13 protein-coding genes and 4 pseudogenes are annotated in these 15,427 nt (G+C 55.1%); 6 read left to right on the top strand and 11 right to left on the bottom strand.

The features are described from left to right. Positions 1-24: 24 nt before the first annotated feature. The 4 genes from AB1462_RS15660 to AB1462_RS15645 are packed head-to-tail and all read right to left on the bottom strand — an operon-like array spanning position 25 to position 3,273. Positions 25-810, bottom strand: a complete 786-nt coding sequence (locus AB1462_RS15660) for an SDR family NAD(P)-dependent oxidoreductase (protein ID WP_367247192.1) — start codon at positions 808-810, stop codon at positions 25-27. Beyond that, a complete protein-coding gene (locus tag AB1462_RS15655; RefSeq protein ID WP_096480529.1) occupies positions 807-1,409 on the bottom strand; it encodes an NADPH-dependent FMN reductase in 603 nt (200 codons plus the stop codon). Before AB1462_RS15655 ends, AB1462_RS15660 begins: the two co-directional genes overlap by 4 nt. Continuing rightward, positions 1,406-2,170 carry an acetoacetate decarboxylase family protein gene (locus tag AB1462_RS15650; RefSeq protein WP_367247191.1) on the bottom strand — a complete coding sequence of 255 codons (765 nt, stop codon included), beginning with the start codon at positions 2,168-2,170 and terminating at the stop codon, positions 1,406-1,408. Before AB1462_RS15650 ends, AB1462_RS15655 begins: the two co-directional genes overlap by 4 nt. Then, on the bottom strand, positions 2,167-3,273 hold the full coding sequence (locus AB1462_RS15645; RefSeq protein WP_367247190.1) for an LLM class flavin-dependent oxidoreductase: 1,107 nt from the start codon (positions 3,271-3,273) through the stop codon (positions 2,167-2,169). Before AB1462_RS15645 ends, AB1462_RS15650 begins: the two co-directional genes overlap by 4 nt. A 133-nt stretch (positions 3,274-3,406) precedes the next feature. On the opposite strand from AB1462_RS15645, the gene AB1462_RS15640 reads away from it, so the two are divergent. Continuing rightward, positions 3,407-4,840: a short-chain fatty acyl-CoA regulator family protein gene (locus AB1462_RS15640; RefSeq protein ID WP_367247189.1), complete on the top strand. Its 1,434-nt coding sequence runs from the start codon at positions 3,407-3,409 to the stop codon at positions 4,838-4,840. Between the two features lie 108 nt (positions 4,841-4,948). Beyond that, positions 4,949-5,698 (top strand): SDR family NAD(P)-dependent oxidoreductase, encoded by a 750-nt coding sequence (locus AB1462_RS15635; protein WP_367247187.1) that lies wholly within the window; start codon positions 4,949-4,951, stop codon positions 5,696-5,698. 86 nt (positions 5,699-5,784) lie between these two features. Here the strand turns inward: AB1462_RS15635 and AB1462_RS15630 are convergent, their stop codons facing one another. The 5 genes from AB1462_RS15630 to AB1462_RS15610 all read right to left on the bottom strand — a co-directional run bounded on the left by AB1462_RS15630 (position 5,785) and on the right by AB1462_RS15610 (position 10,066). After that, a complete protein-coding gene (locus AB1462_RS15630; RefSeq protein ID WP_367247185.1) occupies positions 5,785-6,315 on the bottom strand; it encodes a MarR family winged helix-turn-helix transcriptional regulator in 531 nt (176 codons plus the stop codon). A 467-nt stretch (positions 6,316-6,782) separates the two neighbouring features. Further along, positions 6,783-7,547 carry an NADPH-dependent F420 reductase gene (locus AB1462_RS15625; protein WP_367247270.1) on the bottom strand — a complete coding sequence of 255 codons (765 nt, stop codon included), beginning with the start codon at positions 7,545-7,547 and terminating at the stop codon, positions 6,783-6,785. A 20-nt stretch (positions 7,548-7,567) separates the two neighbouring features. Continuing rightward, entirely contained in the window at positions 7,568-8,011 is a 444-nt protein-coding gene (locus AB1462_RS15620; protein ID WP_367247184.1) for a MarR family winged helix-turn-helix transcriptional regulator, read from the bottom strand. A gap of 31 nt (positions 8,012-8,042) precedes the next feature. Continuing rightward, entirely contained in the window at positions 8,043-8,354 is a 312-nt protein-coding gene (locus AB1462_RS15615; protein ID WP_367247182.1) for a hypothetical protein, read from the bottom strand. A gap of 11 nt (positions 8,355-8,365) precedes the next feature. Continuing rightward, the gene (locus AB1462_RS15610) at positions 8,366-10,066 is read right to left on the bottom strand and encodes a methyl-accepting chemotaxis protein (protein WP_367247180.1); all 1,701 of its coding nucleotides are present in this window, start codon (positions 10,064-10,066) and stop codon (positions 8,366-8,368) included. 592 nt (positions 10,067-10,658) lie between these two features. On the opposite strand from AB1462_RS15610, the pseudogene AB1462_RS15605 reads away from it, so the two are divergent. Then, positions 10,659-10,948 (top strand): annotated as a pseudogene (locus tag AB1462_RS15605) (type II toxin-antitoxin system ParD family antitoxin). Then, positions 10,945-11,294 (top strand): annotated as a pseudogene (locus tag AB1462_RS15600) (type II toxin-antitoxin system RelE/ParE family toxin). The pseudogenes AB1462_RS15605 and AB1462_RS15600 overlap by 4 nt, the downstream one beginning before the upstream one ends. Positions 11,295-11,368: 74 nt before the next feature. Here AB1462_RS15600 and AB1462_RS15595 read toward each other — a convergent pair. Continuing rightward, a pseudogene (locus AB1462_RS15595) lies at positions 11,369-12,022 on the bottom strand (IS4 family transposase); the annotation flags it as partial. A 310-nt stretch (positions 12,023-12,332) separates the two neighbouring features. Then, a complete protein-coding gene (locus AB1462_RS15590; RefSeq protein ID WP_259194231.1) occupies positions 12,333-13,313 on the bottom strand; it encodes an AraC family transcriptional regulator in 981 nt (326 codons plus the stop codon). Between the two features lie 189 nt (positions 13,314-13,502). On the opposite strand from AB1462_RS15590, the pseudogene AB1462_RS15585 reads away from it, so the two are divergent. Then, positions 13,503-14,611 (top strand): annotated as a pseudogene (locus tag AB1462_RS15585) (aldo/keto reductase). Positions 14,612-14,883: 272 nt separating this feature from the next. Next, positions 14,884-15,414 (top strand): hypothetical protein, encoded by a 531-nt coding sequence (locus tag AB1462_RS15580; protein WP_367247178.1) that lies wholly within the window; start codon positions 14,884-14,886, stop codon positions 15,412-15,414. Positions 15,415-15,427 lie beyond the last annotated feature (13 nt).

The raw sequence follows: 15,427 nt of genomic DNA, 5'->3' as shown, positions 1-15,427 counted from the left end.
CTCCACTGCACGCCCCTTAGCTAGTCAAACACAACCACCACCGTCTACGCAGATCAGGTTGCCCGTGACATAGCGCGCATCGTCAGAAGCGAGATACTGAACTGCATCTGCGACCTCTTCAGCGGTACCAAGGCGTCGTAGCGGGGTCGCCTTGATAAAGCGCTCCATGAACGGCGCCTGTCCATCGATCTCTTTCATCTCACGTCCCTGCCCGGCGTCGATCCAGCCGACTCCCACGCAGTTGGCACGGATACCATAACGCCCCTCTTCCCGCGCCACACCACGCGTAAGCAACTCCACTGCTGCCTTTGGCCCGGCCGAAAGGATGTCCCCGGATGGATAGCGACGCGTACCGGCCGTAGTCAATGCGACCACCGCACCTTGTGTACGACGCAACGCCGGCAGGCAGGCATGAAGCAGATTGAAGTAGCCGATCACATCGGCTTCTACGATACGCCGCCATTCATCAGGCAAGACCGAGGCAATGGGTTTGAAGCCATCATGAGTCAACTTGGGACCCGAGGCGTAAACCACGGTATGAATACCGCCATAAGCCAATTCGATCTCGTCTACAACACGCTGCACCTGCTCTACATCACACAGGTCCAGCGCATGAGCGCTGGCACGACGATCAAGGGCCTGCACCGCAGCGACTGCAACTTGCGCACGATCGGCACCATTGCGATAGGTCAGCGCCACATCATTGCCAGCCTCGGCTAGCCGTCGACAGATTGCCTGGCCAATCCCACCGCTACCACCGATCACCAGCGCAACACCCTGCCGCGCACCCACTTCGCTTTGTTGAGTCATGCTTTTTTCTCCTCGCCCGGCAGACGTGCCGGCAACGGTGCCATTGAGCGCTGCGATGCTTCAACCACCTGTCGCGCGAGCAGCTTCAGCATCCCTCGCACGCCGTCATCTACACATTCGCCTTGCGCATCAAACACCTTGCGCGACGTGTTAATCGTCACACCCAGCGATGTCGGCCAGCCACGGAGTGCATGTACGATTGCGCGAAGGGCCGACAGCGTCGAACCTGTGGCCTGGTCGCCCAGAGCGCAGGTGATCAAACCAACCGGCCGGGCATCCAGGTAAACGCGACGGTCATCACGTAGATCTTCGGTGTAGTCCAGGGCGTTCTTGACCAAACCGGAAACCGAACCATGGTAGCCAGGCGACGCAATGATCACGCCATCACACTCACGAAGCGCCTCGACCAACTCACGCGCCGCATCGGTGCGCTCAGGATCCGTCGGGTCGTACATCGGCAAGCGCAGGTCAGCACCACCGAAAAAGCGTGTCCGCGCACCCAGTGCTTCCGCTTGCTGCAAGCAGGTCTGCATCGCTCGCTCGCTGCTTGAACCATCACGTGTCGTACCACCGAGGCCGACTATAAGAGGGCTTTTCATACCGGCACCTCCAGCTTGCGCACGCCGACAATCTCAATCGCCTGGTTAAGGCTCATGCGGTAGCGCGGCGGGTGAACGGTGAAGTCAACCAGTGCGTGAGCACCCGATATGACGTGCGTTGGCACCTGCAGTTGCGGGCGATTCAGTGCATTCGGCTGCCAGGCGGTGATCCGCGGCACACCACGCAATACGCGCTTGAAATCGTAACTGGCTTCAAACTGTTGCAGCTCTGGACCATTGGCGCCGGTTACTACCGCGATCGGCGGCGAGACCTTGATGAAGGAGTTGCCGCCGACGATTGGCAGCAACGCCTGGGTCTCTACTTCCAGCACGTTCACGCCATTTTCAACCACGCTGCCGAGGATTCGGTCATGACTCTCTCGCAACCGCACATCCGCCAGGCGCGCCGGAAATCCGAAATGGTCACGCAACCAATTCACTGCCTGCGGTGTACTGGCGAAAGCGGCATGAATTAAATGTCGCGGCTTAATGCCGGTACGACAAGCCACCCCCACCAGCGCTACCTCGAATGGACCCAGCGGCCCCTCGATAACATTCCAGAATGTCACGCCTACAACACCCGGTATGCAGGGGTGCACACTGGCCGGTAACAGGGCCAGCGCCTGAGCCACTGGAAACTCAAACAGGCTGTAATAGATTTGCGCACTACCGAACGAGATATCACCATCCAGTACCGCATCTGCGCGAACGCCTTGGCCCAACACTATAGTGTCGGCATGTCCAAACAGATCGTTGTTCATACCGATTCTCCTTTGGCTTTGGCCCGGTGCTCGGCCAGGCGCGGAATCACTTCACGACCAAACAGACGGATGCTTTCGAGCAGGTCTGCCTGCGGGATGAGCTCACGCGATTGCATCAAAAACACCACCTGGTCGACGCCAGCATCTTGCCAACCAATCAGTGTCTCCGTGATTTCCTCGGGCGAGCCGAAGCACAGGCCGTTAGCGAATTTTTTCTTGTCGCTAGGTGCGTCTGGATCGGCACGCAGCGACCCCAATAAACCGAGATTCGAGTAATTCCCTGAGGGATAGCCTTCCGAAATTTCTACCGTTTGCGCCGCGGTATAGCTGAACGAAGCAAGCAGTTCTTCACCACGGGCGCGGGCATAATCGCCGTCGGGATGGCAATACAGCCAATTAACCACGGCAATTTTGTTGTTAACGAAAGCACCGACTGGTTCGCAGGTCTTGATGCGTTCGCGGTACGCCTTGAGTCTAGGTAAGGCACGGTTGATGTCGGTATGGCTGAGAATCAGCGCACCTAGCCCGCGCGCAGCGGCGTCAATTTCCGTTCCTGGCGCAGTGACTGCCACCCACATGGGTGGATGAGGCTGCTGCCATGGCTTAGGCAGCACCATACGCTCCGGCATGTTGACCACTTGACCGTTGATACTGACACGTTCTTGCGTCCACATTTTTGGGATTGTCCGGACATATTCATCCCAAGCCTTTTTGGTGTCGTCGACCACCGCACCAAAGCCACCGAGCTCATTCCAGGTCGATGAGCGACCGGTTCCAAACTCGACACGACCGCCAGACATCACATCGAGAAACGCCGCCTTCTCGGCCCAACGCACCGCCGAGTGCATGGCCGGCACCGAAGTGGCGATGCCGAAGCCCAGACGCATCTTCGTGGTTGCTCGCGCAACAGCCATCAGGAACTGGTCAGGGCAACTCGAATGACTGTACTCCTCCAGGAAGTGATGCTCTACGCACCAAGTGAAGTCGAAGCCCGACTCTTCGCCGACGACCGACTGCTCGATGGCGTTCTCGTAGACCGACCGTTGTCGCTGCGGCGAAAACGGCCGCGGCGTGGATAGCTCGTGGAACATCCCAAATTGCATGGCGCTTCTCCTCCGGTTTGATATGCCTACATAATGTATGCTTAACGTTGTAAATTTGCCATGGCTAACATTGTGATGAAAATCCAAGAAATTCTTTGCAAATGTAAATCTTGCGAAGAAAAGGAGAGATTACATGCGCAAGACTTTTATGGGCATCCGCCTCCGCACGTTGCGTGAACAGCGTGGCCTAACACAAGCAGGCATGGCCGATGCGCTCCAGCTGTCGCCGAGCTACCTCAGCCAGTTGGAACATGACCAGCGTCCGCTAACCGTGGCAGTCCTGCTGCGACTGAAACAAGTTTTTGATATGGATGTTCAACTATTCTCGGAAAGCGACGAAATGCGTCTGAGCGCAGAACTACGCGAAACGCTGGCGACATTGCCGGGCGCAGGCAGCATCGTCGACACCGAAATCCAGGCGCTGGCGCAACAGATGCCAGCTATCGGAAAGGCGCTGCTGCAATTGCACCGGCGCTGCCAGTCGGCTGAAGAACGCCTCGGTGAGCTTGCGCACGATGCCGCCGTCGGCTCGACGGTGCCGCCCTACGAAGAAGTACGCGATTATTTCTATGGCCGCCGCAACCATGTCGTCGAACTTGACGCATTGGCAGAATCGCTTCATCACGACTGGCAACTGGACAACTCCTGCGCTGACAGCAGCCTTGACCTGTCCACTCGCATCGCCACGGGGTTGAACCAACGTCTGGCAAAGGCACACGGTGTAAGATTGGTGCCGGTTCCGGACCATAGTGCCGAGGGCAACGAGGCTTTGCGCGACTATGACCCGCAGACTCGCACCCTGCGTGTTCCCGCAAGGATGCCCGCCCGCCGACTGGCGTTTCATCTGGCGACGCAACTGGCGTTCCTTGAAGCCGGAGAGCTGATCCATCAACTGGCCGATGACGGGCAATTCAGCAGCGACGATGCGCGCGCCCTCGGTCGAATGGGTCTGGCTGGTTACTTTGCCGGAGCGCTGCTGCTGCCGTACACAGCCTTCCTTAATGCAGCCGAAGCGCTACGCTACGACGTTGAACTACTGGCCCAGCGCTTCGACGTCAGCTTTGAAACGGTTTGTCATCGTCTCTCAACATTGCAGCGGCCGGATCAGCGAGGCATCCCCTTCTTTTTCGTTCGCGTCGACCGCGCGGGAAACGTCTCAAAAAGTCAGTCGGCCACCGACTTTCACTTTTCTCGCACCGGTGGCACCTGCCCACTGTGGAACGTTTACGAAGCCTTCAGCCAGCCCCGACGCACGTTGACACAGGTCGCGCAAACTCCAGACGGCCGCAGCTACCTATGGATTGCCAGGGCTGTACTTCAGCAATCTGGAGGCTATAACGCCCCGGCACGCAGTTTCGCCATTGGCTTGGGCTGCGATCTTCGCCATGCGGCGCGCACCGTGTATTCCAAAGGCCTCAGCCTTGATGATCCCGATGCAGCTACTCCAATCGGCCCAGGTTGCAAAGTTTGCGATCGAAAAAACTGTATTCAGCGCGCCTTCCCTCCCCTTGGACAGAAATTGCGGGTGAACGAGAACCTGCGCTACGTCGTGCCTTATAGGCAATAGATCAAAACACAAAACGCTGCCGATATTATGGTATTGATGCGTACTATATGGCATGTTTTGGGCGAACGGGTTGCCCAACCTGATCTAACAACAGATAGGAAAATAATAATGAAATTCAAGGATAAGACCGTCATTGTGACAGGTGGGGGCTCCGGCATCGGCCGCGCTACCGCAATCGCTTTCGCTCGCGAAGGTGCCAAAGTCGTGGTCGCGGATATCAACGAAGAAACCGCGAAAGAAACCGTGGCTCTCATTCATGCCAAAGCACAGCTTGCGCACTTCATCTACGTAGACGTAAGTGACGCGAACAGCGTAAACGCTTTAGTAGATTCAACACTAGCAGCCTTCGGCCATCTGGACGTTTACTTCAGCAATGCTGCTGTCATTGATACGGGCATTCCCTGCATTGAAACGACCGATGCGCTGTGGGAAAAAATCATCGGCGTCAACCTCTCGGGTTGCTTCTACGGCGCCCGTGCCGCACTGCCTCATTTGGCCAAAACAAAGGGCAATATGGTGTTTACTGCATCCGTGGCAAGTCTTGGTGCAATGGCAGGTGGCGCTTCCTACACAGCCTCAAAATATGGTGTCGCTGGCTTGGTCAACCAGCTTGCTTGCGAAGCTGCGATTGACGGCGTCAGGGTCAATGGAATTGCGCCAGGCGGCGTGCTGACTAATATATTCAGCGAGATGTCCAACTTTGCCGAAGTCGAAACCATGGTGAGGGCCGTTACGCCACTAGGAAGATTCGCCCAACCCGAGGAAATAGCCGAACCCGTACTTTTTCTCGCCTCGGATGCGGCGAGCTTCATTACAGGTACCGTTCTACGTGTCGATGGGGGCTGGCGTTCAAAGTAACGCCTGCAGTTCAGGTCCGAGCTACGACAACGCCCATGAGGCCTCCGCCCTAGCCCCACGCTGGGCAATGGCGGGGCCTTCCTGCGTCAACCTTCAATTCCTTTATCACGCTTGATATTGACCAGGTTGCGTTTCAATCGGCTCAGAAAATCAGAAAGCAACAACCTTTGATCATGGTCCAGTCCCTGTAAAATTTCTTCATTCATGTCATGGCTGAGCAAACGCATTTCTTTAACTATCTGATTGCCCTTGCTCGCAAGGTACACACGCCTTACTCGCCGATCATTTGTGTCTGGACGTCGTTCAATGAAGCCGGACGCTTCCAGACGGTCAATAAGCCCACCCAACGCAGCTTTACCCAACTCAAGCGTCTGCGCGAGATCACTCTGGATCATGCCGTCGTGACGCGAAAGATGAGCCAGGACCCACCATTGCGAGCGAGTGAGGCCCAGCGGTTTTACGAAATTATCGAAAACGATACGTCGCAACCGGGAAGCATCGTGCATAAGAAAACCAAGTCGTTGGTCCCAGCTCCTCTCCTCGCCCAGGCCAGTACTTGTCTTTGCTTTTCGAGAACGCCTGATCACTCCAACCGAATATTCCGTAGATTCATTCATTAGCATACCATTATAAATTTATTAAAAAGACTTATAGATCAGATACATATATGCAATCTAAACATCAAATAAAAAATATAACCAATAATTACTATACGCTATCATCTTACTTTGTGCAGATATCGAACCCCAGAACTGCCAAATGGAAGCAAGCGTCCGCCAGGGTCGGAAAATTCCGAGTGGGAATCCCAGGCAGGAGCGCTCCCGAGGGATATCAACATTGCTCGAACGAGCAGGCTTGAAAGAAGCGGGGATGGTGCGAATTTATCGATGGGGTCGGAAAGGCTCGCTCCGCCGGAGCGGCCTTCGCAAACAAGAAGAACAGCGCCCCTGACCTGCCAGCAGATCAATCCATGGCGCTAACAACGTATGATCTTAGCTGGTGAGAAAGCGCATAACCCCCTAAGAAGGAATACTTCTCCGGCAGGTGTTATGCGCTGATTCGCAGGGACGAGTGGTATGTGAAGCTAGAGCGAATTAGCAGCCGTAACGGCTCGATTTCGAGTCACGATATGTTCATGGGTCAGTGCGCTGGTTGCGGACATGAACTCATCCATCAAAGCGTCTCGATTTTTGGGCGCACGTGCTTTGTCCGCTGCTTCGAGTGCTTGCTGCAGTTCATTGGTCTTCAATTCCGTGCAATAGGCCGGCGTCCCAGGCTGCTGGCGCCAAGACTCGCCCAAACTGCCAGCATCCACCGCATCAAAACCTGTCGCTTCGACCAGCGTCATCGCGATCGCCTTGGATTTGGCATCGTCACCTGCGACAGGAATAGCCAGGCGTGACGGTGCGGCGGTTGGCTCCCCTTTGCTAACCAGGGTTTCAGCCAGCAATGCATTCCACGCTTTCACTACCGGACGAGCAATCTGTCCGCCAGACCAGACGCTTTCGGGTGTTCCATTGACTACTTTGTCTATGACACCATCTCGAAACGGATAATAGTTGGACGTATCGATCACCACTACAGCTGCTGGCACTTTGCTAAAAAGGCTTGTCATGTCTTGGTAGGCAGCGAAAGGAATCGACAAAATGACGGCGTCGACCCCCACAACGGCGTCCTCTTTGCTGACAGCAGTAGCACCAATATCACGGGCGAGCCCTTGTAAAGATTCCGGTCCCTTTGAATTGGCGAGCTTGATCTCATGGCCAGCCGCGGCAAGCTTACGAGCGATGGTTGCGCCTATGTTGCCGGCACCGATAATTCCGACTTTCATGTTGCTATCCTCTTCCACGGGTTGAGATGGCACGCCGTTCACTCGTCAGCAGGACGCGCGAAAGCATTAAGCGTGTCACGAAGTGATTCCAGCCCGTCGTCAGTAAGCTGACAGGCAGTTTTAATCTTGTCGGTGACAGCCCATAGCTCCTCGCGCAAGGCTTCTCCTGCGTCTGTAAGGTCAATCAGCACTCGACGCTCATCGTTTTTGTCGCGGGTGCGAGTAACCATGCCCGCCACCTCAAGACGCTTGAGTAACGGCGTGATTGTCCCAGTGTCCATAGCCAGTTTGGAGCCCAGATCGCCCACTGTCCGGGGCGCTTCACTGAAGAGCTCCAGCATCGCCAGATACTGGGGAAATGTAAGCCCCAGCGGCTCCAGCAGAGGCTTGTGAAGACGAATCATCCGATTGGCAGCACCGTACAAAGCAAAGGACAATTGGGCTCCGACTCGACGGTGCAGTGCAGTTTTTTTAGCAGGCATCGGTTTCTATAGCTCGATATTATCTAGTTCGCTAGACAATATCATAGCCGGCTATCGATGTCAGGGTAATACGTAGTGATCTAGCAGCCACGATTGAGCTAAAAAAGCTGAACAGCACCGCAGCCGTCAGCATGCTCAAAGTCTCGCAAATATCGATCAGGCTCTGCTCCAGACCAGCCGGTGCGAATGGTTTCTCGCACATCGGGGCGTAGTTGTTGGGTCGCCGGAGCAGTAAAGCGTAGCTCCAGTTCGTGTGGCGCCGTATCTGCACACTCTTCCAAGGGTATTTGCGCCGCTCTTGAGAAGAGGTCCACTTCACAACAAAAAAATTCTCAATGATCAAGGCTCTATCCCTCAGACTTTGAACCGAGTGACTGCGTCCTGCAAAGCCACGGCAGAGGCCTGAAGCGTTTGCGAAACACGCGTAGTCTCCATGGCGATTCCACTGTTCTCCTGACTCATTTGCGCCACCAACTGGACATCCTGGGCAATCCCGCGAGCAACCACACTTTGTTCGAGCAAGGCCGATGTGATACTCGTGATTCCATCGCTAACGTACTGGGAATGCTGCTCTACAACGAGGATATGCTCGGCGGCCGTAGCGGAAAGATGTTTCCCGGACTGAACCTTATCGACTATAAAGCTCATCTCCGATGCCGACCCGTTCACTGCCGCCTGCATCGTTTCAACCATTTGCCGAATCTCTACAGTCGATTGAGCGGTACGTTCGGCCAACTGCCGAACTTCATCGGCGACAACCGCAAAACCTCGCCCCTGCTCGCCGGCCCGCGCAGCCTCGATCGCCGCATTGAGCGCCAATAAATTGGTCTGCTCTGCAACGTCCCGAATGACATATGTGACCTTGGCGATTTGCGCAGATTGGCCATTCACGTCATCAATCGAAACGCTAGCCTGGGTGACAGCCAGATTGACCTGGTCCATCTCATTGGCAACCAATGTCATGGCCTGGGCTCCTTGTACTGCTATGGTACAAGCCAGCTCCGAGCGGCCCAGGACAGCCTGAGCGCTCGCCGACACGCTACTAATGCTCGCCGTCACTTCGCCAATGGCCGCGCCCATCGCTGTCGCAGCCGCACTTTGCCGAGCCGATGCGACAGAGACCTGAGTGGACGCCGAGTACGTTTCGTCCGCAGCCTTGGCGATTGCCGTTGCACTTTCAAGCACGCGCAGTAATGCCTCTTGCACCCCCCCGAGCAAACCATTGAAAGCGAGTGCGGTTTGCCCAAGCTCATCTCGCCCTAACACCTTGACGCGCTCTCGAAAGTCGTTGGTCTGTGCCACGGACACGATCACCCGACGCAAGCTCGTCAAGGAGGACGTGACACTACGCACAATGAGAAAGGTCAGAAGCGACAGCACCAGGGCCGTTAAACCGCAAATCGCAGCTAAATAACTGAAAGCACTCCGCCGGGTCACTTCAGCATCAATAGCCACCTGCGCAGCGTGCGCGCCAGCGGTACCCCTCAACGCTTCGATTTCGACCTCAAGCTTTTCGAGAAAGTTACCCAGCGAAAATTGAAGGTCCTGAAAACGCTGCACACCGTTGCGTACCACACTCCAATCAACGGCAGTGCTCAGTTCCTTGGTCACTGCATGCAATTCGTCATAAACCTCGTGAAATGCAACAACCTCGGCTTTGACCTTCTGCCATTGCAGCGTTTCGGCGTCTGATTTTGGTAATGCGTCATAAGCGACATACGCCTGATTAGCAATTTGGTCTGCCTTGTCTCGACGCTCCAGGATGGAGGTAAATAGACTATTCGCCTCCGCAACCGCATCAGCTTTATTAGCCATGGCCTCGTATGGCTCAAGACTCCAAGTTCCTCCTTCGCGCGAGATGAGCACGGATTTCAGCTGCGCCATTCGCAACTCAGTTACCAGTATCACCGCAGGCATGCTGCGTTGCTGGATATCGTCGAGTGCGGCGGCGAGGTGTCCGACACCCAGGATACCAACGCCTCCCGCCACACCGATGCCGACCAGGGAAATCACGGCCAGAAGGGTCAGTCTTATTTTTATTGAAATGCTATGCATGACGCTCTCAAGCTTGATCGGACGGCGAGTCAAACAATATCGTATTCATGCATAACATATCTACAAATACTTTCACCTTTCGAAATTATCACAACCCATCACGAAAACACCTAAGAATGCCATGAATGGCCATATTTATAATGTTTAAGGCCATCATCGCTCATTTTTTAGAGGTCAAAAACAAGCAACACCTCAGATAAAATATACGCATGAATACTATAATTATCGCCTTTACAGTATTCTTATTCGAGATGGGGCGTGTCCTTAAGAGTTGAAATCCTGGGTGCGGCGGTGTTGGCGATAATATCCGCCGTGCGCTTTATGCGATCGGTGAAAACGCCGGACACATCAAGCAGTGCTTGGCCTGATTGCCCAAGGCCGCCACCGATCAAGCTGCCCCCGACATCCGCCTGCCACAAGCGTTTCGGACATTGTGCACTTACAGTCCGGGTCAGCAGGCGCTGTTCGCCACGAAGGATTACCAGGTACGAAGCGGGTTGTCAGATACAAATCCCAAACTATTTGTTCGCGGACAAAATGGCATAACATGCCAATAATCGAAGAACCTGCTTACCGAAAGCTGGGGCTCATTATGGTGACTCGAAACGTTGTGCTTCCCCTCACCAAGAACAAGTTATCCATGACTTGGTTCAGTCTGGCCGCTATCAGAATGCCAGCGAAGTGATACGAGAAGGTTTGCGTTTATTGGAACAGCGTGTTACCGAAGACGCCGCCAAAATTGAGGCCGTGCGTCAGGCCAAATCGATCGGCATCATGGACCTTGAGCACGGACGCTTCACGCAGTTGAGCGAAGGGAATCTAGAGCACTACCTCGAGGGTTTGAGCTTGGAGGCCGCCCGCCCACCCAGTGAGAAATACTGAGTAAGTCGCAGTATCGGATTACCAACGCGACATCGTCAGCCATTCTCAGAGTGTCCCAGACGCAGTCGGCGATCAAGCACGCCAGCGTTACCAGGCACTGACCCTCGCGGCGCTGCAAGCGATTGCCGACACGCCATATTGCATCGGCAGCCACGACCGTGATGAGCTTGCACCGGATCTTCGCAGCTATCACCTCAACTCTTCACGTCAGCAAGCCAAAAAAATTCATGGAACGGTCAAAAGCCCACGCCATATCGAGTTCTATCGCGTGGCAAACGACGAGGTGTTCGAGGTCGGACTCCTTCATGACACCATGGAAGTGCAGTTGCACTTGCCTGATGACTGATCACCGACCTGGCCCAACAGCTTAGCTGACCCTGACCAGCGCAGGTAACGCGCGCCCCTCGACATCGCAACGGATGGGAAACGCAGCGGATCGGCCATCGAGGTCAAAATCTGACAGACCTTACCCTTGACGGTTTTGCTCAGGAGCCTTGCGGTCAGGCGCTCTGGCAATCCAGGCCATTGCTTGCGAGCCTTCGGCGAAGTGCTTAATGAGACCACCACATCCTGACGGCCCAAACGCTGAATGACTTCGTACTGCGCCCCTTTGCGTAACGGCATCAGCCAATGCCGCTCGGTGCCGGCCTGCTGCCATTGGTGCAACAACCCCAAAGAGTAGAAACCGCGGTAAAACAGCGTCAGCGAATGATCCGGCGTGGTCTCGATCAGTTGCTCTGCCAGCTTCATCTCGTTACTGCGATAGCCGTCAAATGCACTGCCGATCAACAAATGACTGGTCAGCTCCATTTGGCAGACCATGCGTACTTGAGGAAAGCCGGTATCGCCATGCTGGTTGCTGGCAGAGTCGTAACGCGCACGGTTTTCGGGTGTATCGGGCGTTCGCCAGACGACGCCATCGACACCCAGCAAGCGCAACCCGGCCCAAGTGGGATAGCCGGCCGCTTCATGCCAGCTTTTTTGAGTCAAATCGAAGACTTGTCGTACGGCCTCGCTGCCCAGCCGCTGACGGGCCTGGACTACGGCGCTGGGCGCGACCAGCGGACGTTGCCCAAATCCTTAGAGGGAATTGGGAGTCGATACGAAGTTGTGGGTCAGTTCCAGTGTTCGAGCCAGACGCATAAAAAAATCCGATGCCTATTCAGGCATCGGATTTTGATTTTTTGCGACCAAAGGTCAAGCAACGAGCTTTAACTGATCGGCATTAGGCCTAAGCCTCTTTCTTGGGTTTCTACATACTTCAATGGAAGCCTATAGAAAAACAATTTAAAGCGGGAAACGAGACTCGCACTTGGTGGACGAATCATTGAAATTAAAGAATTTCTTCTTTCCGCAGCAAGAAAAGACTTCCTCGGCGGCGCGGTTAGTCGAGCCGACCACCATTTTCCCGTGCGTGCTTGATGTCTCTCGAGGGTGGGGCTCCGAAACGTCGGGCATATTCGCGGCTGAACTGGGCGACGCTTTCATAGCCGACCCGCAACGCGGCGGTGTTCACGTCTACACGCTCGGTCAACATCAGGCTGCGCGCGGCTTGCAGCCGTAGCGATTTTTGATACTGAATGGGGCTGGTGCCTGTCAGCTTTCGAAACCGGTGATGCAGGGTAGAGCTGGCCATTCCTGATCGTTCGGCGAGCTCGGCCACGTGCAGCGGCTTGTCGTAATGATATTTTAGCCATTCAATGGCTCTCACAATGCCCTTGTCCCGGTAACCATCGCGAGTGACGCTGCGCAACAAATGCCCCGCTTCACTGAGCAGCAGCCTACCGTATATCTCCCGCTTGATAAGGCCCGACATCAAACCTGCTTCAAGCGGCCGTTCGATCAGCGTGGAGAGTCGAGCGAACGCATCGAGTAGCTCACTCGTCACCATACCGGATACGAAGCCCCGTGCCTCAGTAGCCGTTTCCTGCTTTAGCGGTTCCAGGGTCAGGATCACCTCGTTGAGCATGGAAAAATCGAGCTTCAACACAATGGATAAATAAGGAGTTTGCTCGCTAGCCGCGTTAACGCGAGCCAGTGTGGGTATATCGACCGAAGTGACGAAAAACGCCCCTTGCTCGAACTTACAGGCTTCCTCGCCGAACGTGATCTCCTTCGCGCCCTGCAGAATGATGGCCACGCAGGGCTCATAAATGCAGTACTTGGGCGTACCTAGTTCGGCCACTCGATAAAAAGCCAAGCCAGGAATCGACGTCGTGCAAGCCTCGGCCAAGCCAATCTGCAGAGTGACTTTTTCGATAAGCCGTCTGAGTGCCTGGAGGCGCTCGTTGGGCTGAGTGGGTTCGCGCACGCTCGGGGAATGCGCATGGCTGATACGGAACTGCGAAAAGGAACCGCTCGTCATCACATGCACCCCTATTTACGGAATGTTCGAGTCTGCTGAGAGTATGTGACCAGCACAAGTGCACCGGCAGGATTGTGCAAAAAATATGGCGCATTAGGGTCATCCGGCCGACCCTCGTTGGTCTAACTTCTCGTACGAATACCGGCTTCGATGCCCCCCCTGAAACCTCAGTCGCTAAAGGAAGATTGGATGGATAGACGAGATTTTCTTACCTATTCGGCGACTGGCGCTGTTGCAGCCGCTTTGCTGCCAGCACTGAGTGTCGCAAGTTCGGCGGCTACAGCCCCTGCGCCCTCTTCGCTGACAGAGCGCGGACGCGTGATGCCTACGCGAGGGCGGCTCGTACGCGCAGACCTGCCCCTCAATTCCCCCTCGCAGACAATGAGATACATGACCCCTCAACGCTTTGGCATGGGCGGGACGCAGATCGGCAATATCTTTGCGCTAATCGACGACGTGCAGGCGGGTTTGATTCTGCGACTGCTTGGGGGGCGGGTGTAAGGCTTTACGACATATCGCCGTTCTGCGGGTTTGGCTTGAGTGAGTATCGTCTGGGCCGCTTTCTTCATGACAAAGATCCAGACGACTATGTGACCTCCACCAAGGTCGGCCGCGTATTGACGGCCGCGGGTGGCCCGCGTGCGGACCATGCGATCTGGAAGTCGCCTGCGCCCTTCAACTATGACTACACCGCGGCAGGCGTGCGAGGCTCCGTGGAAGACAGTCTGCAGCGTCAGGGACTGCCTCGTATCGAATCGCGCGCACAGGGGTGATGGTTGAGCTAGAAAAGATGCGTGATGAAGTTCTCATCAAGGCATGGGCCTTAGGCGTCAATACACCGAACGCCATGGTTCAGGTACTGACCAGCAATGACCCGATGCCCAACATCGCATTGCTTGCCTGCCAGTATTCCCTCCTCGACCACGCCGATGCGTTGCGCAGCACCTTTGCGTCGCTGAAAAGCAAGGGCAACAGTGTCGTGGTGGGAACACCACTGAATGATGGGGTTCTGGGAGGCCGTAGCCGATATAACTTCAGTCTGGATCTACCTGCCGGTGCGGTAGAGAAGCGGGCGCGAATCATGGCCGTTGCCAGTCGACATGGCATCGATATTCATACTGCCGCCTTGCAGTTCGCAGCAGCACATCCGCAAGTGTCCGCGATTATTCCGGGGGCGCGTTCGCCGGGGCAAATCGTTTCCAATGTACAGGCGATGAAGGTCGGTATTCCGGTAGCCTTTTTGGGAAGAGCTGAAGAACCAAGGCTTGATCGATGCTCAAGCACCGGTTCCCTCATGAGCAGGGTCCACGCCCGGGCTACCTGCTGATGTAACGCTATAGTCTTCAGCCTCATTTATCCCGTGGCTGGTTTCGAACTTATCCTCCTGGGTGCAGCAACGATGCAAGCAGCAGCCGCTTTATTAGCAACTTACCGGGACACGCTTTAAATTTCTGTCGCGGCGATCACTTATATCTACAACGTCGGGAATTCAAGGACCTTATTCTCCAGCAAATAAACTGCGTACGCGTTCAAACGAGAACGCTAGCCTAAGGTCGTCATCAATGAAAACATGAACGTCTCCCTCTGGATTTTGCGTTGGCTGCGTAGAGGTAGCCTCCCGGTTGAAATCGGACGCACTTTTCACTTCATCAGCGACGCGATCACTCTTGGACTATGCCTATTCTTGTGGCTCTCAGGTCTTGGTTTCCTTGCCCTTTACGCGATGGAGTCACCGGAAAAATTTGAAAACCCTAGACTCTGGGCGAATGTAATCGTGGTGATCGTCCTGACCATCAATGGAGTCATCATCCGCGCGTTTGTGTTACCAGAAACACTACCCGACTTGAGTCGCCTCCTGCTCTTTGGGGTTTCCCGCAGGAGAGCTGCCTTATTTCTTGCAGCAGGTGCGGCTTCGGGTGTGTCTTGGTACACAGCTTTTGCCTTCGGCATTTTTCGTGAGTTAAACAACAGCGTCACATTCACCCTATTGGTCATCATGTGGCTTACGCTGATAATAGCCGCCTCTCTCGCCGCAATCCTGCTTTGGTTAAACTCTGCCGCGGGATCAAGAAGATCGCCTTCGCTCAGCCCTCCGATTTAAAATAAGGACCATT

The sequence above is a fragment of the Pseudomonas sp. SB113 genome (genome assembly GCF_040754745.1).
Lineage (GTDB): Bacteria > Pseudomonadota > Gammaproteobacteria > Pseudomonadales > Pseudomonadaceae > Aquipseudomonas > Aquipseudomonas grimontii.
This window is presented reverse-complemented; position numbering and strand designations above follow the sequence as displayed.